15 protein-coding genes, 1 pseudogene and 1 riboswitch are annotated in these 25864 nt (G+C 42.5%); all 16 genes and pseudogenes read right to left on the bottom strand.

Features of this window, described 5'->3' with window-relative positions; translation table 11 throughout:
* Positions 1-25: 25 nt before the first annotated feature.
* Positions 26-601 (bottom strand): tyrosine-type recombinase/integrase, encoded by a 576-nt coding sequence (locus tag IEY46_RS35760; RefSeq protein WP_229750770.1) that lies wholly within the window; start codon positions 599-601, stop codon positions 26-28.
* 156 nt (positions 602-757) lie between these two features.
* Positions 758-1261: a P-loop NTPase family protein gene (locus IEY46_RS35755; RefSeq protein ID WP_229750769.1), complete on the bottom strand. Its 504-nt coding sequence runs from the start codon at positions 1259-1261 to the stop codon at positions 758-760.
* Between the two features lie 476 nt (positions 1262-1737).
* The gene (locus tag IEY46_RS35750) at positions 1738-2385 is read right to left on the bottom strand and encodes a hydrolase (protein ID WP_229750768.1); all 648 of its coding nucleotides are present in this window, start codon (positions 2383-2385) and stop codon (positions 1738-1740) included.
* A gap of 167 nt (positions 2386-2552) precedes the next feature.
* Complete coding sequence (locus IEY46_RS35745; protein ID WP_189001033.1) at positions 2553-3383, bottom strand: GNAT family N-acetyltransferase; 831 nt, start codon at positions 3381-3383, stop codon at positions 2553-2555.
* Positions 3384-3525: 142 nt separating this feature from the next.
* Positions 3526-4758, bottom strand: a complete 1233-nt coding sequence (locus IEY46_RS35740; protein ID WP_189001030.1) for a MerR family transcriptional regulator — start codon at positions 4756-4758, stop codon at positions 3526-3528.
* A gap of 19 nt (positions 4759-4777) precedes the next feature.
* Positions 4778-5938, bottom strand: a complete 1161-nt coding sequence (wecB, locus tag IEY46_RS35735; protein ID WP_308422876.1) for a non-hydrolyzing UDP-N-acetylglucosamine 2-epimerase — start codon at positions 5936-5938, stop codon at positions 4778-4780.
* A 211-nt stretch (positions 5939-6149) separates the two neighbouring features.
* Positions 6150-6635, bottom strand: a complete 486-nt coding sequence (locus tag IEY46_RS35730; protein ID WP_189001027.1) for a GNAT family N-acetyltransferase — start codon at positions 6633-6635, stop codon at positions 6150-6152.
* A 186-nt stretch (positions 6636-6821) separates the two neighbouring features.
* Positions 6822-7277: a DUF4871 domain-containing protein gene (locus IEY46_RS35725; protein ID WP_189001024.1), complete on the bottom strand. Its 456-nt coding sequence runs from the start codon at positions 7275-7277 to the stop codon at positions 6822-6824.
* Positions 7278-7943: 666 nt separating this feature from the next.
* Positions 7944-8030: riboswitch (cyclic di-GMP riboswitch) on the bottom strand.
* Between the two features lie 273 nt (positions 8031-8303).
* Positions 8304-8750 carry a glycoside hydrolase family protein gene (locus tag IEY46_RS35715; protein ID WP_189001018.1) on the bottom strand — a complete coding sequence of 149 codons (447 nt, stop codon included), beginning with the start codon at positions 8748-8750 and terminating at the stop codon, positions 8304-8306.
* 406 nt (positions 8751-9156) lie between these two features.
* Positions 9157-12810: a glycosyl hydrolase gene (locus tag IEY46_RS35710; protein ID WP_189001015.1), complete on the bottom strand. Its 3654-nt coding sequence runs from the start codon at positions 12808-12810 to the stop codon at positions 9157-9159.
* A gap of 101 nt (positions 12811-12911) precedes the next feature.
* Positions 12912-19673 (bottom strand): S-layer homology domain-containing protein, encoded by a 6762-nt coding sequence (locus IEY46_RS35705; protein ID WP_189001012.1) that lies wholly within the window; start codon positions 19671-19673, stop codon positions 12912-12914.
* Positions 19674-19709: 36 nt separating this feature from the next.
* Positions 19710-19829: pseudogene (locus IEY46_RS36680) on the bottom strand (sugar phosphate isomerase/epimerase); the annotation flags it as partial.
* A gap of 136 nt (positions 19830-19965) precedes the next feature.
* Entirely contained in the window at positions 19966-21528 is a 1563-nt protein-coding gene (locus IEY46_RS35700; RefSeq protein ID WP_189001009.1) for an ABC transporter substrate-binding protein, read from the bottom strand.
* 157 nt (positions 21529-21685) lie between these two features.
* Positions 21686-23986, bottom strand: a complete 2301-nt coding sequence (locus IEY46_RS35695; RefSeq protein ID WP_189001006.1) for an AraC family transcriptional regulator — start codon at positions 23984-23986, stop codon at positions 21686-21688.
* A 16-nt stretch (positions 23987-24002) separates the two neighbouring features.
* Entirely contained in the window at positions 24003-24869 is an 867-nt protein-coding gene (locus IEY46_RS35690) for a carbohydrate ABC transporter permease (RefSeq protein WP_189001004.1), read from the bottom strand.
* A gap of 38 nt (positions 24870-24907) precedes the next feature.
* A complete protein-coding gene (locus IEY46_RS35685) occupies positions 24908-25831 on the bottom strand; it encodes an ABC transporter permease (RefSeq protein WP_189001001.1) in 924 nt (307 codons plus the stop codon).
* Positions 25832-25864 lie beyond the last annotated feature (33 nt).

The raw sequence follows: 25864 nt of genomic DNA, 5'->3' as shown, positions 1-25864 counted from the left end.
GATGATAGGTTTATTCTACAAGCCCTTATTTTTTCTGTCCAACTAAGTGTAGACGATCCATCTTCAACCACACTTTACACTCGGTCGTGAAGTAAACCTCTCTCTGCTTTGAACCCTTACCATTAACAATTGCAGAGCCGTTTTCCCAGTTCAGGTCTTCGATGTTTATCTTCTCCACCTCTCCAACTCGGCAGCCGGTACTGTAGAGGAACTCAAGAAGAGCCCTTTCCCTCAGGGATTGACATGAGATTTTCAAGTGGATGACATCTTCCTCGATCAAAAACTTAGGAATTCGCTTTTCCATTTTGGGTTCGCGTAATTTCAGAGAAGGATTTGAGGTTAAATATGTTTCTTCATAGGCAAAGCGGAAAAGGGAACGAGCAAAACGAATGCGATGTCCTAAGCTGCTTGGCTTCAATCGACCGGACTGCTTTGCTAAGTATTCCTTCAGCAAGTTTAGAGTAACATCTGAAATATCCAGGTCACCCAGTTCCGTTACCAGCATCTTGATCTGCAAGGTGTGGGCTTTCAATGTATTTGGGCTAAACCCCTGGATCCGCTTATCAGCTTCATACAGTTTCCATAATTCACTTAAATTCATAAAATAACCTCCCATTAGACCTATTAAATCTAGGTTTGCTTCATATGGGAGATTTTAATCTTTCATTGAACTAGCGTTCCCAGTTTGCTTAACAAACTGCCATTAGTGTAAAGTCAGCATGGTATTGCCCACGACAGAAAATGGCTTTCTTCGTAATTAAAAGTTTGGACCAATTGCATCTACCATTTTACTAAAAACATCTTCCCAGTCTCGGTTTTCATTTTCAATTAAATATGTTTCAAAAGGAAGTAAATCAAGCAGCATTAATTCAATCCGCTTACGGTTCTCCATAAACCTAATGTTTTGTTCAGTGGCGAATTGATGCTTTGAACGGATGGAGGAAATCCAAACCTGTTGCTCTCTTACACTCGGTTGAGCTAAATAAATTAACACAGGATTCATTGCAGCAAGCTGACCTGCAATACCCTTGATATGCTGCTCGATTTGATAATCATCAGCTTGATAATGGCGTAGCAAATCATGGATCTGATGCTGAAAGAACACAGCTTCAAGCACATAAACCTCGCCTGAAGTGCTGGCAAGATTAGCAAAACGTGCCCACTGCCCCTGGATTGAATTTGTAAACTCTGACAGCGTAGCTACGGGAGAAGACGTCCAGCATAGCTCGCGAGACTTCAGCTCGGAATATAGTTCTTTCAATTCGTTACATGGCGCCATGGACTCGGAATCAGATAGTTGCTTCCATTATTTATAGCCCGCGAACTGATTTCGTTAGATGCATTCGGATATCGCTCCAGAAGTTCCTTATATTCCACTTCTCGGAAGAAAGCGTGCCAATTTAAGCTCGTCGGATGCAGCATGGCGCCTTCATTATAAAAACGGGATGATATGTCTTTCTTTACTAGGTAACCGTGCAATCGTTCTGCTAACGTTGATTTGCCCGTACCGCATAATCCTTCAACTAAGATCAACTTGCAATTCCTGCGCATGTAATTCTCTCCTAATTCCTTAAAATCTGATTCCATGTAAGGCAATAATTTCATCTGTTAACCATCAATTAATTTGTCTATTTTGAATTAGGAATAGAATTCGACTGCTTCATTGAACAATCCTGCCCGTTAGCGTAGTGAAGGGCTACCAAGCGGCAGCCCTTCGCATTTAACTATCCTTCTCCGTTAGTCAAATAGGGCATATGGATGCATCTTAATATTTCCAGTAACGAATAATTGTCGACAAACATCCAATGCACGATAAGCCGAGCGTTCTAAGTATGCCAAAATCTCTTCGAACGAAAAAATGCTCAACTTTTGCTCAACCTGTTCAATTGGATAGTTAAAGTCGTCCAATGCATGTTTCTTGAAATCTAATACATTCTTCTCATCAAGTTCTTCAATACTCGGTATGTACACAGCGGAATTTAGGGCTTTGTAAAGTCCATCAGAAGCATATTTTTCATTTAGCTTCGCATTGCACAATCGAAAGTCTTGGTGATAACGCTCGTACAGTGTTGGGTCGTTCTTTAGCCTCTCTTCAAAACCACTAAAATAAGACTTCATTGCCCAAACTTCATCCGCAACCAAATGGGTTAAATAACCCAACATAAAAGGCTCAGTGATACGCTCCTTATATTTCATGATGAACCGACCGTACTCCCATCGCCTGTTGACGCCATACTTAAATCGATCTCCTACGAAATGGGTATCGTTTTTTTCTGATTTTGCATCTCGTGCTATCGCTCCAAGGAGCATTTCACCACGTTGCTTGATTGACAACTCCTTGCATACAAAATCTGAAATCAACAAATGCATAAACCTAGACCCCATTCAATCATCCCCTTTTTATCAATTCCAACTATCTTATCGCAATGATAATACCACATATTGGCAATTAAAGTTCAACAAATCTGTCCGTTAGCGCAACAACAGGCCACGGCGGCAGCCTGTTGTTTATTGTTGAGCTACAGTGTTCCGTTAGTGCAAATTGAAAACATTCATATAGAGAAACTTGGTTGATATTTATAGTAATCTTGTGCATGTACCGCTTTGAATCCAACCGATTCATATAACCCTAGAGCATGGTCGTTTTTCATTTCGACTTCTAAGTGTACGGAGTATCCAGCCGAGCTTTGCTCTTTAATAACTCGGCGCAACACTTTTCTGCCTATTCCTTTGCCTTGGTATTCTGGCAAAATGGCAAATCCATAAATCCACGCTTGCCCCTCTTCACGGCTCACTCGAATTTTCCCTACCGTCCCTTCGTTCACGACAATCATGAGCATATTAGTGTTATCCCCCAAGGCCATGCTTTCCATCGCTCTGGCGTCTTCTTCGTCCACTCCGAACGCCGTAACGGATAATCGTACGCGCATTTCGTAATCTTCTAATGTTGCTTGCCTCAGAAGAATATTATCCGTTCCTTCAAGAGGCTTTTCTTTCCACTCCATTTGATGCTCCGAGAATGCATATTCAGCACCTTGTTTACACAAAAAAGCTTTTGCCGTATCGGATCCCGCAGGCGCGTTCAACAAGATTTTCTTGTATCCGTTTTGTTTGACCTTTTCCATTCCTAGTCGGAACAATCGATGGAAATGCCCCTTTCGTCGTTCACTTGGATTAACCATGCCGCATACTTCGACTGTAGAACCAAAAGCGTACAAACCTAGAAACGCTACAAGCTCGTCATTTTCGTAATGGAAAAAATCCAGTTGATCAGATCCGCGGTTTTCAAGCATCTCCCAGTTAAGCTTCAGTTGTAAATGATCATGAGTCTCACACTCTTTTTGCAATTGTTCAATATCTTTTAATTGTTGTGTCGTTAACATTTTTTCTCCTTTGGCTATCCGCATCAATAAACTCAATTATAACTGTTATTCTACCAGGGTAATTTAAAATGACGGGTTGATCCCTTAGCCGGGTCGAATTGAGAAAGAGCAGCCTCTCAACTTGCCGAAGGGAACCCTTGAATTATTTACGAAAAGCGAAGAATACCCCTACCTCCTTCGTAATATGAATGTTGCCCATTGCATCTATCTGTTCTTTTAGCATGATCTCTAGTTGAGCCAGCCGGCTATCAGTTAGATTTTCTCGGCCTCCAGGAGTTGTTCGGATGTAGTCAATTAGCGGCTGAGCACCAGTTACTTTTAGTGCGTCTTCATACCGTTCCAAGCGGATATCTACGAAACCTACGGCATTAAGTTGATCTGCCCCGTTCTCTAATCCAAACTCACAGGCGAAATCCTGACGCCCAAAATCATAATTTGGATTTATTTGGCTCAAAAACTCCTTTACTTCTAACATATGATGCTTCCCCATCGTGGATGAGATAAGTATGCCTCCGGGCTTGAGAACACGATAAATTTCCTTTAAGGACTGATGACGTTCGGTCACATGATATAGCATATGGTTCGCCAAAATTACATCAAAACTTGCGTCCGGAAAAGGTATCGAGCGTGCATCGGCAGACGAAAACCGAAATCGGTTAGGGGGCACACAATGCTTCAGTCCCTCCCTAGCATCGTTTAACATTCCATCAGAAAGGTCGGTCAGTGTTATATCCCAGCCTTCCGGTATCCGATCTGCATTCCGTTTCCATAGAGCTGCATCCCCGCAACCCAACTCAAGGATCGTACTAGACTCTGGGATAATCATCTTATCGAATAGCCAATGATGCCATTTATATGTATTTACACTAAAGTCGTCATGTAATCGAATCCTTGTCTGCAGGTTGAACGCACTCTCATACTCCTGGTTCACGACTCGGATAATAGATGCGAATAAATCCCAAGCCGGACTGCTTTCGGAAAATCCTATATTGTGCCCATAACTTTCCTGTTCCTTTTGTTCCAAGCTTTCCAGAAGCGAGAGGGTTTCCTTAACCGTTTTCTGGACAAGACGGAGATGTTCCATTTTCTGACCAATAATTGTACTCTGAAGTCGTAATGATTCCTTCAGATCCACTTCGTGCCCGTCTTGATGTATGATACTTCTGATCTCATCAATGGTCATTCCGATATACTTAAGTGTCAGGATTCTTTGGAGCCGAGCCAAATCTTGCTTTGTGTAATATCGGTGCCCGGTGCTCGTTCTATGGCTTGGACTTAAAAGTCCTACTTTATCGTAAAACTGGATGGTCCGTTTCGTTACACCCGCCTTGTCCGCAAAATGTCCCGCGGTCATCCATTCTCCTTGTAATTGCATTCTATTAGCCTCCAGAAAATTATGCATCAAATTGTTCAGGACTCACATAAATCAATCCAAAATGGTGGGCAATATATTGTACAATCCGTCTCGAAGCTTCACCGTCACCAAAAGGATTCACAGCATTTGACATAGTGTTATAAAAATTCATATCTGTAAGCAGTCTTGTCGTTACGGCATATATGGCCTCTTCTTCCGTACCTGCAAGATAAACCGCATTAGCCGCAACAGCTTCAGGACGCTCTGTCGTATCACGCATTAGTACAAGCGGTTTATGGAACACAGGGGCTTCTTCTTGCAGTCCTCCGGAATCACTTAAAAGCAGATAGGAACGGGAAATCAGATTAATCATGTCGGGGTAATCAATCGGATAAAGCAAATGAATTCTTTCGTGACCCGATAGGATATTGATGGCCGTTTCGCGAACGATTGGACTCAAATGTACTGGATAAACAATTGAAACATCAGGATGGTTATCAGCAATACGTCTTATGGCACGGAACATTCGGAGCATTGGGTCACCGTAATTTTCTTTTCTGTGGGCTGTAATTGTTATAATTCTACTATCTTGGTTTAGAATCTCTGTTAATCTTTTATCGTGAAATTTATAATCGGAGCGATTCGTCATGATCGCGGCATCCACAGCTGTTTGTCCAGATACAAAAATATTGTTTTCGCTAAAGCCTTCACGAAGTAGGTTGTCTCTGCTCATAATAGTCGGGGCAAACAAGAAATCGGTAACAACGTCAACTAGCTTTCTGTTTACTTCTTCTGGCCAAGGGGAGTACTTGTTGTACGACCGCAATCCTGCCTCTACATGTCCAACTGGGATTTTATGAAAGAATGCAACCAGACCGCCGCACAATGTGGTTTGAGTATCTCCGTGGACTAAAATTAAATCTGGTCTTTCTTTTACAATAATTTGGTCCAAGCCAGTAATTGCGGTAGACATAATATAGGCAAGGGTTTGTTGTTCTTTCATAAGGGACAAGTCGACGTCGGGCTGGATATTAAAATGCGAAAGTGCTTGATAAAGTTGTTCCTTTTGTTGTCCTGTGACAACCATTTTTGTTTCAAACCATTCGGGATATTTTCTAAGTTCTTGGACTATTGGTCCTAGTTTGGTAGCTTCTGGACGGGTGCCTAATATCACCATTATTTTTTTGCGCTCAGTCATCATTGTAACCTTCCCCCTAATTCATAGTGTCTTGAAACCAAGATTAAGGGATAACGTTACGTCACATGCAAGGGATAGCTGCAAATAAAAAGATTCAACTAAGCTAACCTCACAAATTTATCTACTGGAACTAAACTGCCCTTTAGCTTAATGAAAACAGGGAGCAACTGCTACAGCAAACTGCTCCCTAGAACGATTCAACTATCGTTCTCCGTTAGCTTAGGACTTCTGTGTAATGCAGCTTGAAATTTTGACGACTACCGCCTTCTGGACCATTTGGAATTGACTCCATTTGGGACACAAATCCAAACTTCTGATATAAGTTTCTCGCAGGCCGTCCATCTGGGATATCATCACCAAATGTAGTAACTGATACTTCTGCTGGTAATTCAACAAGTTTCAATATATGTCGCAGTAGTTCTGTTGCTATACCTTTGTTTCTCGCTCGAGATGAAACCGCTAACCATCCAATCTTGTAGCTTGGGGCACCTGCTGACGAAAATAAAACTCCACCCAGTAAGCGTGAACCAGGTAATCCATCGTTTTCCCTGACACAGAATGCGTTACATTGATTAATATTTTTCTCAAGTGCCTGAATAAATTTTGGATCACTTACCATTGGACCAAAGAGGTATTCAACTTCAGAAGCTAATTCCAACCATTCGTTCAGATCATCATTTGTAGCATTCACAACTTTCATTATAAAAGCTCCTTTAAATTGGAGTGAGATGATTCACATTTTCAATACGTTTTTAGCACCCTTTATAATACCACATTTTGTAATTATCCTGCCCTTTAGCTTAATGAAAAATGGAGCTGCTGCTGACGGCAAACTGCTCCTTGGTTCATTAAAACTAACGTTTCCCGTTAGTGTAACGATAATTCTTCATTTTTGATTGTGAACTTGAACCATTATACTGCCAAAAAGTTTTTCACCGATATAAGCATCTAATCTCCAAAGACCAGGTGAAGGTAATGACATTTGTGAAGGAGTGTGTCCGTCAGCTCCATTATTAGGTCCACCTAATTCTAAGGCGTCAATTACAGTGATTTTTTCTCCTGTTTCTTTGCTAATACCCATTACTTTTAATGAACCTTGTAGTTCTTCAGGTTTTCCCCAAAAGTGCCACATATATTTTTGTTTTTTATTCGGATAAAAACGGACTACTTCACCATTATCATAAATAAACCCCAGTTTCCCTTCTTGTCCTATCATCGTATAGGCACCTGATTTGAACAGATGGCTGACTTTCCAATCTTTGTTCTCGGGAATAGGTTTTTCTGCTGAGCATCCTGCGAGTAATAACAATACTGCCATCAGTACAATTTTAGGATAAATCATTTCAACTAAACTCCTTTCTAATGTTTTACATAATCGTACCATTTATGGTTTCGAAGAGGAGATTTATTTAAATATTTGTTAAACTAATCTGCCCGTTAGCTTAATAACTCGTGTAATATTGGCCTACGGCAGTGTATAGAAGTTCTTGTCCTAATACGGCTTTGTATAGAAGTTCTTGTCTTGAGTAAACGACAAGAACTTCTATACAAAAAATTAAAAAACCGCAGTATATGCGACTTCCGTTGTATTGATGTTCTTGTCGTCCGACAGATATATAATACTGCAATAACTCCCCAATAGTTCAATAAGGCAACACCACGCTCTACTGTCCGTTAGCTTAGTCGTTAAGATCTCCACTTTCCTGCATTCCGTCGGGAATGAGATCATGTTCTTGTCAAAATCGGGAATGGGATAAGGTTCTTGTCATTGGGTTTTGACAAGAACCTTATCCCATAAAACAAAAAAGCCGCGATTTACGCCGCCTTCAATGAGATCATGTTCTTGTCACCCGGCAAAAATGCTGAGTCAACTTGCAGTTTTTCAATTGGGTAAATTCCTCTCGCAGGATTTCTGATAATAAGGAATGCACTTCTCTGTTTGAATATCTGTTTCCCCTCCAATTCTCCAATAACAAAAGCACGACCGATTAGGCCGTGCTTGGCAAAATTGGGTAACCCGGCGGTCATCACTAAGATAGTGAGAAGATCCGTGGCTTTGCGTCACTGCCTTTCGACAGTTTTGCCTATGCGAGAGTATCCTTCGATATTTCTAACATAAAAAAATTGAGATAGCTCCCGCACGTATTCCGACTTTCACTCAGCATCCGATAGTGGAAGGCATCGCTTCTGAATCCCGGAATAGAGCCAGCTTCATGTTCATTCTCCTCTCCAAATAAAAGGTGTCAGTAGAGAAAGTAATCAGAGATACGATAGCTTTCTACTCACCATTTCATTTGGGAGGTCAAATCGACTATTATAATTCGGTTTGCCTTTTCAGAAGCTTAACTCAATAAATAATAACTTGAACTCATAAATGAAGCGGTATTACCATATTCCATGTTTCGTCCTCAAATGTGTAAGGGGCAGGCCCGTTGCCTGTTGCGAGAAACAGATGCGTCGGTTTGCCGTTATGAAAAAGTAAATTCGGGCGCTCTAGATTCGCAGGGCAACTGGTTGTCCCGTCATCCCACATAATTGTCCTACTATATGCTTTCGGAGAAGGGTGTACATGCCACTGGATGCATTTTTTGCTTGTAGCATATATTCCCGCCCCCCATTCTCCGGTTAAACCACCGCTATTGTTTTTAAAATCATCCTTCACCAACATATGGAACAATCCGTCGGCATGCCAGATAAAAGGATCTTCCACATGAAAATCCGGGTTGTCAAACTGCAGTATAGTATCGGTCTGCAAACGCCGATACGGCCCTTCAGGCCGCTCCGCTATTGCAATTCCCAGCCTTAACGTGGACATCGCATACTCTCTTGACTTATATATCAAATAGGTCTATATCAAATAGGTCGTTCCGTCCGGCAGAATGGCAGCGGATGGATTCGTTGTAATAGTGCAGTCCCAAAAGCCTGGCCTCCGCGGCTCAAGGAGCGGAACATCCTGTCTTGTCCAAGGCCCCAATACAGAAGGAGCCGTCGCCAATCCTATTCTTTTGTTATTCCATACTTCAACGAATTGAATAACCATTGATGACCAAACCCCAATTCCTTACGCCACCTTGAAGCGAATAGATGAAAACGTCCGTCATCACCATAGACCGGAGAGGCGCACCAAATGTAGTAATCCTCCATCCTGAATCAGCCCTGTCTGGAAGCCGGAAGCAGGTTATTATAAAAGAGATTGCCCATGATTTCACTCCTTAGAATGATCAATGATTCCGATTGCATATTAACAGCTTCACCGGACCAAGAAGCCCCGAGCAAAGATTACCGCGATAACGAGTAGGAATCGTAACATAATGATTGGCCAATGTGTTATAAACAACAATCTCAATATTATTGTTTCCCTCACGCACCCATGATGTAACATCGATTTGCCAAGGAGGAGAAACAAGCGTCTGAACCAAATGACCATTAAGATGAATTTCCGCAGTTGCTGAAACGTTGCCAAGATCCAATTTCACAGTAGATGTAGCTTTAAATTTCAAATCTGTAAAATTGAATTGCTTGCGGTATACAGCGCCTCCTGAGTAACAGGTCAGCGAATCAATCAGTGACCAATCGCCCAGTAATATTTCTCCTTCTCCGCAACGCAGTTGAATCGGCTCTGGGAAAGCAGCCCCGCCGTAAAGAGGTTTGTCATAAAGCATTCTTATAGCGACAACGCTGATGCCTTGTTCCCTCTGCTTCAAGGCTACATGATATACTCTGCTGTCATCCGAACGATTACCCCGTTGTTCAACCTTCCGTTCTACCCCGTTCACCCATACCTGAATGCTACCAAAAGCAACCAGATCAAAGGATTCCAATCCCGGGGCGGCACTGAAACGATACCACCCCGCTCGTGTTTGATTTGGATAAACATCATACCTCATAACACCGGGTTTATTAAACCAGGACATTGCCAGTGGTAGCTGCTGTCGCAAGTGTTCAGGGGAGCTTATGCTTTCGACAATAACGTGTCCTCGACCTGGCATCGAATACTTAATCAGCATATAATTCATACCTGGCAAGACATTCACTGTCACCAAATTATTTTCAACTTCACTTCCATTTAGCCAAATTGTATCCGGAATATTTCCACCTAAGCAAATACGAGCCGTCGTATCGCCTTTTGCATCGAATGAGGACCAATAATAGGTCACTTCTCCAGCTTCCTCTAAACTGTATTCCGTTTCAGTGAAGGAAAACGTTCGATGACCTGTCGCAATAAAATCATCTGACATTTCACCCTTCAATCCATGATATCCTTGGTGCCCAGGATCATGCTCAATTCCGTATCTCATGGAAAATTCGTATCGTGACCATCTGACTTTTTGGTCTCCCATTTGAATATACTGTCCTTCTGGAGAAACGGAGAGAGCAATTAATTCAGCTTCTAATTGATTCGTGCATGCTTCACTAAACAAAGGTCCCAGTTTCCACAAATACGGGCCATAACTGTATGTAACCCGCTGCCATTCGGAATCATTAAACGTTGGAGAGCTCCAATCGTCTTGTGATTCCAGTTCCTCCTCCAATGCAAAACGGAATTGTCGCGCCTCTGCCCCGATTAAATGATTTTCGGGGGGCTGTCTATAGTCTCCGAAACGATTATCCATTGTAGGCCTGAGTCGGAAGCTCCATTCTCCATCCAATTGCACGGTACGCAGATGGTCGCCATAGACTCCTGCAATCACCGCTTGCGGATCTGAAGCATCTTCTTGCGCTTCTGCACGTGGAGTGAATACAATTAACTGCACCTGAAAAGGCCCTAATGGAAGCCGGAGATAGGTTCCCTCAGATGTAACTCGTGCTGCCTGAAGAGGTTCGCTTGAACCGTTCCATGGATTCCACAGCTCTAATTCGCCATGACAGCGGAAGAAGCATTCCGAGTTCACAGCTGCCCCGTAAACTGCATAAATGTGACGGGCACCAATATGACGGTGCTGTATATAAACAAATTGATCCGCCGACTGCTGATCGCTGCAATAAAAGTCACGCGTAATTTGTCGGGAGATCAAGTTCTCCATTTCCATGAATGAGTACGCAACTGCCGAAACTCCTCCGGTATCATTGTGGTTCATCAGTCCCCTGTCATTAAGAGCGGCAGCCTCCTTAGCGGAACATCCGAATAGTACGCTTACCATGTCATCTAATCGGGAATCGTTCCGCCCCTTCCTTTCACTCGCCTCAGGCAGTCGCTCCAAAGCAAGCACCAACCCTCCGGCCTTATAGAATTCAAGTGCTTTTTGTAATGTTGAATAACGTAAGGCACGCATCGCAGGTAGGATTAGAACCCGGTAAGCTTCCCCCGCGACCAGTAATCTTCCGTCATGCGTTTCTGCGCGCTCTAAGGACTCAAAGTCAATAAAGTCAAAATCGATGCCATTTCTGTATAGGTATTCTCCCGCATCAAAAGCAAGATTAACTGAATGCTCTCCATCCATTGCCGCTTCCATACTGGCTACAGGGTACATGACAGCGACATCGCAAATATGCACACCTTGACTGAGCAAATAGCTTAGTCGCTCCGTGCAAGCAAGTAATGGCTGCATATGTTGCCAGTAAGGCATGCGAAAATGATTACAAGGAGGCGCCCACTCCCACCATCCACCGTAAGTCGTATAATAAAGTCCATGGAGTGTCAACAAATTATGACCCGTCACAAAATTCTTGAATATCGCATCCGTTAAATCTGCCGTGCTAGTTCCCCATCCGCTGCCATAGAAGCCTTCCAGCCAAGTACGTGGACGCTCGTAGAGATGAGCAATTGAACTGGCTACTTTGTTCTTAATTAAATCGCATTGAAGCAGCGGTTGATCGCAACCGGGTCCCTGATTCCAACGTTGCGTTCGAAAGTAATCGCCGAATTCCGTAGTATCCTTGCCTCTGCCGCCATGATCGCAGCCATAAATCAATCCTCGTTTACGATGCCATTCATAAATAGGAATAAAGTAATGTTGCTCTGACAAACGAACGATTACATCCGAATAGTCTAAACGAATCTTGGGCGTTCTGGGGCCGATATCCATGAACAATGCCGCCAATTCCGGTACAATATCATAGCCTTTCAATTTCATGAACAACTCGCGAAATTGATCGTTCCACATATTACCTTTAATTCCGAGATCCAATTCATCAGAAAAGAAGAACCCTAGTCGGGCTTGATGCATTCCAGCTAATTTGTCTTCAAATCGCTGAAAAAAATGTTCAATAACCATTGACCCGCTATGTTCATTCATTGGATCAATTGAGTTCAGTTGCCTCTCTGCATATACAATAACAATGTTCCATTCCCCACTAGGTTTTTGCCAATTTAAAGTTGATTCTTTGACAAAGGATGTTAGATCAATAGGGTTTAGACCCGTCTCAAGCTCACCTTCACTCAATAGGGCTGTAATGGAAATTGTATGTTCGGGAAGCTTCCACTCCGTATCATCGTCTTCCACATGATAGACCATATGCTTCAATATCAAGCCGGATATGTCTGGTTTTTTGGCTAAAATCTCATCCGTATACCATCCTTGTCCCGGAGCGCACAATGTATAATCGCTTAGACTGACTGCTATTCCGTATGATCCTGCTTTTTCTGCAAACCAGACAAACAATTCCCACCACTCATCAGAAAATAGAGGTGGTTCGCTGGAAATCGTAAGCCCGTAGGCTTCGCCCCCTTGATCACTGTGTGCATAATTGATTTGTAAAGCTGAAATATGACGATCCTTTAACTGCTCCAATTGCCATGCTAGCCGTTCCTTAGTAAGCGGCTCGCCTACCCACCAATAAAATGCGACTTCCCCATATCCTTCGGGAGGATCAACAAAGCCGGGATAAACATCAAGGTCGGGACTCCGGCTAGGATAGCCCAAATTATGCATCATTTCTGTACACCTCTCATTACATATGATCTAATTACGACAGGTGGGGCGCCAACAGACCGTTCATCCATCTGCGGCGCCCACTACCCTACCTAAAAATCTATTTAGTCATTAATAAAATCAAGATTTTGCAACAGTCGCTTGATGACAACCGCACCCTGGGCACGAGTAACCTCTGTTTGAGGTGCAAACTCGGATTCGCTCGTGCCCCGCAATATACCCAACCCGACAAGAAGCGATACTGCTTCCTTCGCCCAGTCAGCGATCTGTTGTTCATCGAGAAACGCTGTGTGCCCTGTCAGGACGGTCTCATACTCCTGCAACTTTGCGAATGACAAGGCTCTGGATAACATCACGGCCATTTGTTCACGGGATACAAACTCTTCTGGCCTGAAGCGTCCGTCTTCATAGCCCGTAATAAGACCTGCTTCACTTGCCGCATTTATGACTCCAGCATTCCAGTCGGTCGCCGATACATCCAAAAATCGTTGTTCTAAAGCTTTCTCTGCCAGGCCAAGGGCACGTATCAGCAACGCAGCAAACTCAGCTCGTGTCACCTTATCTTCAGGAGCGAATATACCTGTTTGACGCCCCTGAATAATCCACTTGTTTGCCATCACCTCAATTTCTGTCCTCGCCCAATGTTGCGCTATATCTTGAAACGTTCGTTTTGACTGAACAATCATATATATTCCGTTATTCCGAGCCTGCATCGTTACTGTTCGTCCATCCTCCGATAGGGTTGATGGAACAAAATGAGGCTGATCGTTTTCGTCAAACCACAACGTTGTTACTTCATTAGGGTCAACCGATTTAGGTAGAACTATCGTTTGTTCTCGATACATATCTTGCAAATTCTTTTCATTTTTCACGTCCACCTCAATCTTGTACATGACCGGAAACTCCATCACTGCTTTCGCGCCTGCATTGTTAATCACATCGCCGATACTGTCGCTTTCCTCCGTCTGAACCTGACCTATTGCCACTGTCACAATCGCTTCTTTTGGAACCAAAGTTACTGCCTGCAACGGCAGTACTACACCATTCCCATCCACAACTACACGCAAGCTGCTATTAGGATAAATCTCATTCGCCTCGCGAAGATCATCTGCCGACAATTCAAAGACAATTACATCCCCAATTCCTGATGTTTCAATAATTGCCTTCTTTGAAGTACCAAACAGTCCCAGTATCTGGTCTGATGTCAATCGTAATCGCACCATCGTATGACCATCCCGGATTTCTTGTTTCCTTGCATCCACGTGAACCTGTAATCCGTTCAGAATAATGCCAATTGATTCCCGCTCGTTATCCGATTCCTCTTCTTGACTTACACTATTATTGGGATCAGTAGGATTAGGCTCACTAGTTGATGGAGTGTTCGATTGGTATGTTCGATTAAGCAACAACGCAGCACTATTGCCATTACCCGCTGCATCAGTTGCAGCCCCTTCATCAACGCCCACCGTTACTAGTCCATCGGTGATCGGTGTTATTATGAATGTATAGATCGTACCGCTCACGGATTGAAAGTCGCTAGCTGTTCCATTTGTTACTTCCAATTCCGTAATATCAAAGCCCGTTACTTCCTCGTTAAATGTTGCCGTCACCTGAAACGGCGCGTTTATTGATTCACTTGCAGATGTACTTAAACTAATCGTTGGCGCTGTTCCATCGTATACTCGAGCAAATGGCACTGAAGCCGTATTTCCGTTGCCTGCTGCATCCACTGCCGCTCCCGCAGGAACACTCACCCTTACTTCTCCGTCGGAAGCAGGGCTAATCATGATTAGATAGTTCCGTGCATCCAACGCTTTAAATTCGCTTAGCGTTCCATTATCTACTTCAGTTTTACTTGGGTTAAAACCGATTACATCTTCATTGAATTGTACGTTAACCTGAAACGGATGGTTAATGTATAATTCAGCGGTTGCCGTAAGTGTAACTTCCGGTGACGTGGAGTCCACAACAGCAAATGGAAGAGCTTGATATACTTCAAATTCTGCAATGCTCATTAATTCGCCAGGCTGCCCCGATCCATCCGGTTTAATCGCCCGCACTGCGGCATACCGAGCAGTCTTTCCGGCATCAAAATGCGTTTTATATTTTACATCACCCAAAGCGGCTGAAAAAACTTCTTCGGTTTCCCAGTTCACGCCATCCATAGAAGTCAGGAGTTCAAAATCGGTCGCATAAAAACTGGGTCTAAAGATAACGCCAATACCGGCAATCTCTTGTTCTGCGCTCAAATCAATCAGATACGCCCATTTATAAGATCCGTTAGCCGCAACTTCCGTACTTACATCCCCGTCATTTCCATTAACTAACGGATGCCATGTTGCTACATCGGTTTGCATATCCGGTTGTGTTGCGCGGGACATCTTGCCAATCGCGATGTTGGACATTTCCCTGACTGTAACAATGCTTTGAGCAATAAGCCCTGAATTCGTCATAGCCGTAATAATTGCAGAGCCTGGATTGTGTGCGATAACATTACCGTTATCCACTGAAGCAACAGATTGATCGCTTGTATGCCAAGTTACATTCATTGTTGAGGGGATAACTGTTGCAGCCAGAACTGCACTTTCACCCGTTCCAAGCAATAGAGAAGCCTTATTCAAGCTTAGTGTTTCCGTTGCGAGTGAATTTGCATATACCTCGAATTCAGCTATACTCATTAACTCTCCCGGTTGGCTGTCACTATTCGGTTTAATGGCTCTAATTGCGGCATATCGAATCATTTTTCCAGACACAAGATTCGTTGTGTACTTTATGCCACCTTCTGTTCCTGTAAAGCTTTCTGTTAGTTCCCAACTTACTCCATCCATTGAAGTAAGGAATTCAAATTCCGTCGCATAAAATTGGGGAGTGAACGTTACTCCCAGCCCGGTAACAAACTCACTTCTTCCCAAATCAACTCGATAGGCCCAATCATACGTTCCGCTGGCCGCTACCTCTGTATTCAAATTGCCGTCTACCCCTTGCATAACAGGATGATGTGTTCCCGTAGGCTGGCGCAGATCGGAATAAAACGCGGCGGCTTGCTTATGCAAGGCGATATTCGTTGTAATCAAATCTTCTGGACTAACATATACAATAAGATCAAAAACCGCTTCCCTGCTCTCCCCCGGTTCAGTACCAGCCACTAACGTCTGGACTGTAATCGTTACTTTGCCTTTCTTAACTCCGGTCACTACCCCATTCTCATCAACGACGGCTATTGAAGTATCGCTCGAAGAGAAAAGTAATTCTTCTTCTGGTGTTTGTCCTGTAGTTGTCAATGATAACGTTCCGCCCACCGGAACTACATCTGATAATGCTTGTACAATGAGTGGTAGATCCTTTGCAACTCCAGCATCAATATCGGAAAATTCAGTAGTGGAATACCTATCAGGGTCGTGAGAAGTATGTGCGACACCTACAAGCAACTCTTCACCCAAATCGATCGGAATACTGCCAGCTGGCTTCCACTCTGTGCTTTCTTCCTCCCAGTAATGTGCCAGCACCTTGTTATCCCGATACGTCAATCGGATTTTAGCAGGTAACGTAACATCAGGAGTCATAAAATAATCCGTCGCCTGATCGAGCTGACTTCTGTACGTAAACGGGACTGACTTATACAAAGCCCCCCCACTGGCATACACGCGATAATTAACATTTGGAGATCCAGGCGCCAGTGACTGCCTGAACATTAATCCCGTCATTGTTGTTCCTGATATTTCCTCAATGGAGGATACAGAAGTCGTAATGGAGAAACCCAATGGATAATCATCCATATTCACTTCCCGATATACAAATCCAAATTGGTCCGCCGCGCCGTAAATGTCGCTTCCGCGAGCGCTAACGTTCCAGTTTCCATTTTCATATACCGCTTGCCCCGATGCCTCATTCACATTGGCATAATGCCATCCGGAAGGGAATACGCTTACTGGTACTTCAACAGACTTTTGTTGTCCATCCACCTCAATGGTAAGCGTAATAGCCGTTTGACCTTCTCCAATTGCGACAACTTCGCCATGATCATCCACTGTAGCCACCAATCCGTCTGCACTTGCATAAGTCACAGAATCAACAGATGAAGGATCAACCTCAGAACCGGAAGTAAACCACGCTTTGTAAGTCAAATCAGCAGATTCGCCTGGGTGCAAATATTTTTTTGACAAGCTACCATCCACTTGATTCAATAGTTCTGTGTATATGTTAAACACAAGCTGTCGTTCAATTGGTGATCCGCTTTGATTGGAAACTGCTTCAATCCCAGCATTACCCGCACTAACTCCCGTCACTTTGCCCGTTGCATCCACAATCAGCTTCTCCAAATCGTTGGACATGAAAGAGATACCCGCTATGGAAAAAGGCACAACAACTCCATCATCTGATCTTCCTGCAAGAAAAACCTGGACGCTTCTGCCTGCTGCAATGTTAGTTGATTCGGCAATAAGTGAAACATCCGTAAAGTTGCTGACAGCTACTTTAAACTGCCGTCCGGCTCCGCCCCGTTCAGTTAAAATTGCCGTACCTTCGCTAATCCCCGTAATCGTTTCTTCATCTGCCGTTACGTGCAGCGAAGAACTGTCATAAACATTTTGCTGATCAGCTATTGTAAGCATAAATCCAGGGTATAATGGAACAGCTTCGCCCGAGTAATACGCTTCAATCTCCGCAACTGCCATTTCGCCTGTTAGAGAAGTCACTTTAATGTTCCGTATTTCTTTCCCATCCAGTGGAATGATATTTCTTCCACTACTACCCGAAGCATTCATTGCTACCGATTCCCATTGAGAACCATCTCCGGTCGTCTCAACCTTATATGTTGCTGGCGCTTTCCCTTCCGGGAAAGTAACAACAATCGCATCAATAGACATAATATAGCCGATATCAACCATTAGTGACCACGAATCACTTAACGCTGCTGGCAAGAGATAGGTGGTCAAATTGCTATCAACTGCAAGGCCTGCCCCTCCATCCGTAAACTCTCCAACAACTTCACCTAGAGAATTCATGACATAAGCGTTCTTATTGGCTGCTAAATTACCGCTGTGCTCTAATTGCAGCAATTCGAGATATTGTGGTGTTATCCCTGCTTGATTGACAATGGACAGTGGGTAAGCGCCGGGCGGGATGACCTGGTTATTCTGCAAAATACTGTTGCTGAATTGATACATGTTATTGGAGGCAGAGTCCCAGTAATTGTTCTTTATGGTATGATCGCTTCCCTTGGCTAGCAGGTTGCGTTTGTTGCTAAATGCAATATTGTCCTCCATCGTAACATATCTGCTTCCGTCATCCAGATAATAAGCCCCAAAGTCATTTCGTTGATGATGAACCACATTCCCCTTAATAAGCATATCCCTTTGCGCCCCGAGAGAATAGATTCCTCCGCCATCATTCATTTCCTGCATAAAATGATGCACATGATTGTTTAACACTTTATTATCCTTGCTGGTAGAAGGATTGTTCAAGTCGCGATCAACAGATCCCCAACCCCAACCAATTGAAATCCCCGAATATGGGAGATCAAACAATGTATTGTTAGCTATTGTCGTATTCTCGACATAACCAGCCCAGATTCCAACAGCTCCATGAAATTCCGTGCCAATGTCTGTCACAACATTATTGATAATATCGTTGTTTTTCACGACTCTTCTGACATCTGAAGGATGATGATCCTCGTCTTCAACCCCGCCAATCATTAATCCGTTGCCCGAAATATCTCGAAATATGTTCCCTTCAATAAGGTTATTTTGACTACCTTTATCGATGTTTAAAGCTGCAGCCCCAAGATGAGTAAATTTGTTTCGTTTAAACTGTACGGATTTAGCTGCACTCAACGTTACAGCGGCGTCTATTTTTACATCATTGGAGCCGGTTGGTCTCTGACCGTCCCATTGATCTGGTGTATAAAAATTGCCTTGGATTTCGCGAAATCCGTATGGCCCACTTGGTTTTAGCCAGGTGGCATAGGAAAAAGTCAGACCTTCAAAAATGATGTTTTCAATGGGGTTGTCCAGTGTTCCTACGCCACTGACCAACGTTTCCAGCACTGGAACAACGACGTCAGCCGTCTCCAGATCTTCACCAGGTTTCGGTATATAATATATATAATTATTAGCCGGATCCAGGTACCATTCACCGGAATCATCCAGTAGCTCATATGCATTTTCAATCCAGACCGGGTTTCCTTGACCAGCATTCAAATGAGTCCAGCAGGTTGACTTCATCGTGATACTGTTTCCGTCAATGGAATCAAGCGTACAGCGGCTTTCAATCCAGTTGCTGCGGTACACAAATTCGATTTGGTCAATGTTTCTCCAATTCTGCATAGACAAATCCGTTGTCGTATGTCCGATCGCCGTTTTTATGCTTCCCGGCAATTCGCCACCTTTGGCCCGTACTGCCCGCTGCCCATTTACATATAATTGCCGCGTATTCAAGTCGGAGTTTACAGGAGCACGATAGATATTCAATTCAGTATTGTAAAGCTGCCAACCGTCAACTTTTGTACCACCGCTAATTACTGGCACTTCATTCTCGTAAGCGCTATAACTCACAATGTACCCGTTTTTACCCGAATCGGCGTGACTCAACTCAAACGTGTCGGACAGCGAATAGGTACCGCCTCGAAGTTTAATCTCGATATCGCTGCTCATATTTGCAATTAGTAATCTAGCAGCATCACGAGCTTCCAGCAGCGTTAGCGGATCTTCAGGCGTGGAGCCTGACCCTCCGCCTTGCGGAGATGCAAAGATTTGAATGGACGCGGAAGCAGAGGCTGTCTGCCGCGGTACAAATGCATCCGCTAAGAATGAAAGCAGCGTAATACAAAGAAACGCGGAAAGTCCTTTGGACATCATTGAATATCGCATTATAATTCCCCCTGTTCTCGAATTATACATACCTGATCAAGCCTGTTGTCCCGGATAAGCCTTAATAAACTGCACAGCCTTGCGGATATCCTCTTCCGGTTCGCCAACTTCACGTTCAATCGTCAAGTATCCTTCATAGCCAATAGCTTGAAGCGCTCAATTTTCACCGCATCTCTCGTTATATACAAAACATAATTACAACTAAAAACATGTGAATAATGTGTTTTTTAATAGCAACACCCCCACCATCTCGCTAGTGAAGGTGTTGCTATATTAAGAAAATTGCCTCTTGCTATTTGGCGTTTTTCCAAGCATCAATCTGCTTTTGCTTCTCCTCAATTACCTTATTTGCCCCGGACTTTTCTAACTTGTCCAAAAATTCGGGCAGAGTTTTTTCCGGATCGGCTGTACCACTTAACAGAGCATCTTTATATTGTTGAAAAACCGCATTTGACTGAGCCAGTTCTGTCTTCACCAGCTCCGGATCGAAACTGAATCCAAGCAACGGAGACGTTACTGCATTTTTATTCATTTCGATTGTTTGTTCCCAAACGCCAACCATCTCTTTTGATGTGTAATAAGCATTGAACTGATTCCCAAACATCCAATCCGTCCCTGGATTATAGCCATTATTCTCAACAACTTTCTCAATTACATTATCCGATACAATCTTATAATGTTTCCCTTCAATTCCGTTGCTGAGTAAATTGTACAACCCCTTATTGGAATTGATTAATTCAAGGAACATCATGGCCCTTTCAGGATTGTCGGAAGTCGCACTAATTCCTGTCATTGTCGCAATTGCCCGATTGGTCGTAATAATTGCTTCACTCAACGGTTTTACGACGATATCCCGATTAAGCGCCGCTTTAGATTCAGCTTCAACCCCTGGTTTAATTGGAGAGCCTATCCCCATAAACTCTCCTCGTCCTGCTTTCATATTCGCATTAGCCTGGGCCGAAGTCTGTAAAGCTGCATCCTTAGGGAAATAGCCCGCTTTATACCATTTATGCATCAGTTCAACAAAGTTTTTGAATTCTGTCGATTCAAATTGATTGAAGACCTTCATACTTGTATCGTCCAGACTAATCCATCCAACTGAGGAGTCTTCTCCTATGCTATCCATACGGAAATAAGGAGGCTGACTGGTAAAGGGGTCTGCACCGTCCTTTCGATAAACTAGCGGCGGGTAAGATTCATTCCAAGCTTCCAAGTACGGCTCAAAGTCTTCGTACTTGTCGATTTCATCCAGATTTACATTGTACTTTTCAGCATACTTTTTCTCTATGCCTGTTCCGTACGGCATAGCGACGATTTGCCAGTTGATAGCCCCATATATTTTCCCCTTAACTCTGGTCGCATCCCATACAGATGCCGGTACTGTTTCTTTTAATGTAGGTGCATATTTATCAAGCAGTTCATCGAGAGGCAACAACGCTTCCCTCGATACATTCTGGAAGTAATTATTACTCCATGGCGCCGTAAACATCAGATCAAATTTTTCACCAGCGCCAGTCATAACATTCATTTTCTGATCATATGCCCCCCAATCTAGCGGCATCAACTTGATGGTTGCATTAATTTCTTCCTGAATAATTTTATTCATTTCAGCTTGAACCAATTCAATATCCTTCATGTTTTGAATTGTATTTGGAAAGTACCACGTCAATTCTACCGGGTCCAATTTTGCAGTATCGGTCGTTTCAGTACTTTCTGGATTACTTGTTGCCGTTTGACCTTGACCTCCTGTTGGCTGATTTGTTGAATTGTTGCCGCTACATGCGCTTACCATCATAGCAAGCACGAGCACAACCCCTGTCACGAATAGTAACGACGTTCTGCTTTTCTTTCTCATCTCTGAAGCCCTCCTTGGATAATTCGTGTATGTGTCGCCGATGTGTCTGCATCTGCAAGGCACGCTTTAAAGATATCCTCGGAGACCCAAAAACGAAATGACAAAAGCGGATTTTCAACCCATATTTGAATGAATGTTCTGTCATAAAAACGAAACATCAAGCCTCGGAATTGATAATTTTCAATTTATATTCACTAAAAGTCACCCCGTATTTATCTTTAAACAGTTTATAAAAGTATTTTCTATTTTCAATACCACATTGATCCAAAATTTCGACCAAGGGCATATCCCCGTTGCGTATTAACTCTACAACTTTTTCTAAGCGAATATCCCATATATAATCAGCAATGGATTGTCCACAACTGTCCCGAAACACTTTACCCAAATAAACTTTAGACATGTTCATAGTAGTGGCTATACTTTCTCGACTCAGATTGGGATCCGCATAGTTTTGTTGAATGAGCTCAATCATTTTATCAGCCAACACGGAACTTCGTTTCGTCCTTTTGGCTATTACAACATTTGTGATGTGTTGGAATAATTCATAGAATAAAGGATGAATTTCCTCAAGAGTCTCCTGCTTATACACATTTTGAATAAAAGAATTGTAATCGACCTCAAACCGATCCACTCCATTGCTTTCCATTAAATACAAGGTGTCATAAACAGAATAAGTCATATAATTCATATTTGACATAATCACATCATACGGACGGCATTTTAAATCTTCGAGTATCTTGTCATATAATTGTATGACTTCATCTAACTTTCCATTTACTAGTGCCTCGTGGAGCAATCCATCTTCCTGAGATGACACCTTGTAGGGTCCCGTCATCAGATTATTCGTCAAAGCCCGAGTAAGCAGCGCTTGATGTCCTGCAACCAGACGATACTTGGACAGCAGCATTGTATCTTGAAATTGCTGAGGAATGACTGTCCAGTCCTGTTCTGGCGATCCTATCGTTGCTGTAATAGACAACTTCAAATTTTCTTCGCACCATTGTTGAACTTGGAGAGCAAGTCCATCAATCTTGCGAAGTATCTCATCCTGCTCTTCTTCAATTACATTGATGAGAACTACAACCATATCATTTCCCATATCAATAACTTCACAATTGAATGAATTGCTGAACAATTCGTTGGATAAATTGCTAATTGCATATCGTAACAATAGTTGGTCTTTTGCCAAAAAACGTTTAGCAAAGGCCCCATAGTGGTCAATTTGAAAAATGGTCACTACATAGCCTTGCTTGACATCTAATGAAATCTTGTATTTTTCAAACATAGTTGGCATTAGATCAGTGGAGTTATCACTACTAATGAGCAATCCCTTTAAAATAGCGACTTTTCGGCTAGTCATTGTATCCTTCATCACAACATATGCTTCCTTAAACGTATGATCTAAAAAGGCTATCTCATCAGTTGTAATTTCTTTTCCTGGCAGTCTCTGCATGAGTGGCATCATCTGACTCACCAAATTCCGAATAGGTGCATAGAGACTTAGTGAGAGCAGTATCGATGCGATTAGACTTAACCCTAGCAAACATGACGCAACCAGAATCGTTCGATCCCGAATTGCCTTAATATCTGTAATGGCTGCATCATAAGGCTCTGCATGGATGAAGTTCCACCCAAGATCCCCCGTGGTGACATAAGTAACCATTACTATCTGATCTCCCGCTGTTTCCAAAAAATATCCTGAACTTTGATCTTTTGCAGCAACTTTATCGCCGTACATTTGCATGATGTCCGAATCAAGTGTGCCACCTTGAGACGCCCCTATCAACAACCCATTTTTATCCATCACGAAGGTATCCCCAGTAGATGTTCCATCTTTTGCTTTTAGGGAACTCATGATATTCCGTAAATATTCTCCTTTTATATTTACGATAACTGCTCCATCTAACCCATTTGTTCGATTTGCTGTTTCATACATGATATAGGTAAAAACAAGCGTATCGTTTTCAATTACTCTGGGGATGGCAATAAGACGCTCAGGATGCTGAGAATCAAAATGTGTTACCATATTAACGGCTTCCTGATCATAAAAGAAAGCCGCATCCGTTATCGGCTGATTGCCTGATGCTAAAAATCGTTGCAGTTTACTATTATAAATGTACACGGAATGAACAAATGAATTCATCTGTACAAATCGATTAATTCGATCCATTGATTCTATCAATTGTATATAGTCGGTATTGTCTTGATACATAAGGGGTACCGTATCGGCCTCCCCATATGTGGACCAAGTAAAGTTTTTTGCCGTCTCATTAATATAATCAAAACTGTAACTGATGTGAGACAGAAATTTAGCATTGGTTTTCATTACATTTCTAAGCGCCGACTGTTCAAATCCCAAGTAAAGTGTGACAGATAAAGCAATGGTGACGGTTGCAAGTACAAGCATGAAGGAGATCATCATTTTTAGGAACATTCTGGACTGAAGCAACAACTTCATGCTTTCGCTCCCCTTTCTATCCTTTTACGGCCCCAACAGTTAGACCTTTGACAAAATACTTTTGGAAAAACATATAGACAAACGCAATAGGTCCCACCGCAAGTATAGCCATAGCCATTCGAGCAGACTCAGTAGGAATTCTTGCCAGTCCCGAGCTTGCTTGAAAATTGGAAGACATAACTTCAATATTTGTCATAAGTGTCATCAGCAAATACTGCAGTGGCAATAAGTTCCGATTTTCGATAAACAAAAGTCCCAAGTACCAGTCATTCCAGTAAATTAAAGACATGAATAAGCCTACAGTAGAAAGCACTGGTTTGGACAGCGGAACAATAATTTTATAAAAAATGTATAATTCGCCTGCACCATCTATTTTCGCAGACTCAATTAGTGAAGTAGGAATAGCCGAGAAAAATGAACGCATCAACAAAACATAAAATGGTTGAACTAGATAAGGGATAATCAGAGCCCACACTGTATCTCTTAAATGCAGATACTGGCTCACCAATATATAGAATGGCACCAGTCCTCCGTTAAACAACATAGTAAAAAAGATATAAAAAGAAAATGAATTGCGAAAAACAAAATCCTTTCGTGACAATGGATACGAAAGTAATGCAGTAATCGCTAATGCAAAAATTGTCCCCAGTATCGTCACTACGATCGTCACCATATAGGAGTTTATGAGTTGCCCAGCATCATTAAAAATAAAACGATACGCATCAAGGCTGAATTGCGCAGGGATCAAACCATACCCATTAAGCGTCAGCTCGGTTTCCAGAGTAAATGAAGCTGAAAGTACAAGCCACAACGGTATAATACATATAATACTTAAAACCATTAGTAATGAATAAAGTAATCCTTTTGCCAACGTATTATTCATATAATACTCCTCCATAAAGCTATAGTCGATTAGTATATCTAGAAAAGCGCGCTGTCTTTATCAACTTTTCTCACAATTAGATTTGAAATAAACACAAGAACAAAACCAACTATTGCCTGATAGAATCCGGCAGCTGATGCCATACCAAAATCACCAATTTTTCTCAGCATTCGGAACACATACGTATCTATTACGTCCGTTGTTGAGTACAACATTCCCGAATCACGGGTTACATTATAAAACAAACCAAAATCTGCATAAAATATCTTACCAATTTGCAGCAACAGCATAATGGTTATAACTGGCATAAGAAGTGGCAATGTAATACTGATGACCTGCTGCCATTTACTCGCACCATCAAGTTTTGCGGCCTCATAATATTCTGTATTGATCCCCAGCATCCCAGCTAAGTAAATAATGCTTGTATAACCCGCCGTTTTCCATATAGAAACCAATACCAGGATAAATGGCCAGTATTCAGGTGACGTATACCAAGAGATAGACTCCAAACCAAACCAGCTCATTATTTGATTAGCAAAACCTTCAGTTGTAAACATCGCGTAAGCAAAATAGCCAACCAGAACCCAAGAAAGTAAATATGGCAGGAAATAAGTAGACTGATAAAACATGCTTAACACCCTATTCTTGACTTCGTACATTAAGAGTGCAAGTGCTACCGAAAAGACCAAGCCGCAAATAATAAATAATCCGTTCAATAAAAGCGTATTAAACGTTACTCTCCAAACATCTTCTGTCGCAAACAAAAACTTGAAATTATCAAAGCCCACCCATTTGCTCCCCAAGATTCCTTGTGAATACTTATAATCCTTGAACGCTATCAACAGTCCAAACATTGGGATGTAGTTAAAAATGAAGAGAAACATCATCCCTGGCAACGTCATAAAGAGAAGCCATTTACTCTTGCTCACATTTCGCAATCTTTGTTTAAAGGCCACTACCATTATCTTTGCTCCTCTGCGTAATATTTACTTTAA

The sequence above is a fragment of the Paenibacillus nasutitermitis genome, from assembly GCF_014641075.1.
In the GTDB taxonomy this organism is placed as follows: Bacteria; Bacillota; Bacilli; order Paenibacillales; family Paenibacillaceae; genus Paenibacillus_Z; species Paenibacillus_Z nasutitermitis.
The sequence above is the reverse complement of the archived record's forward strand: the minus strand, read 5'-3'. Positions and strand labels throughout refer to the sequence as shown.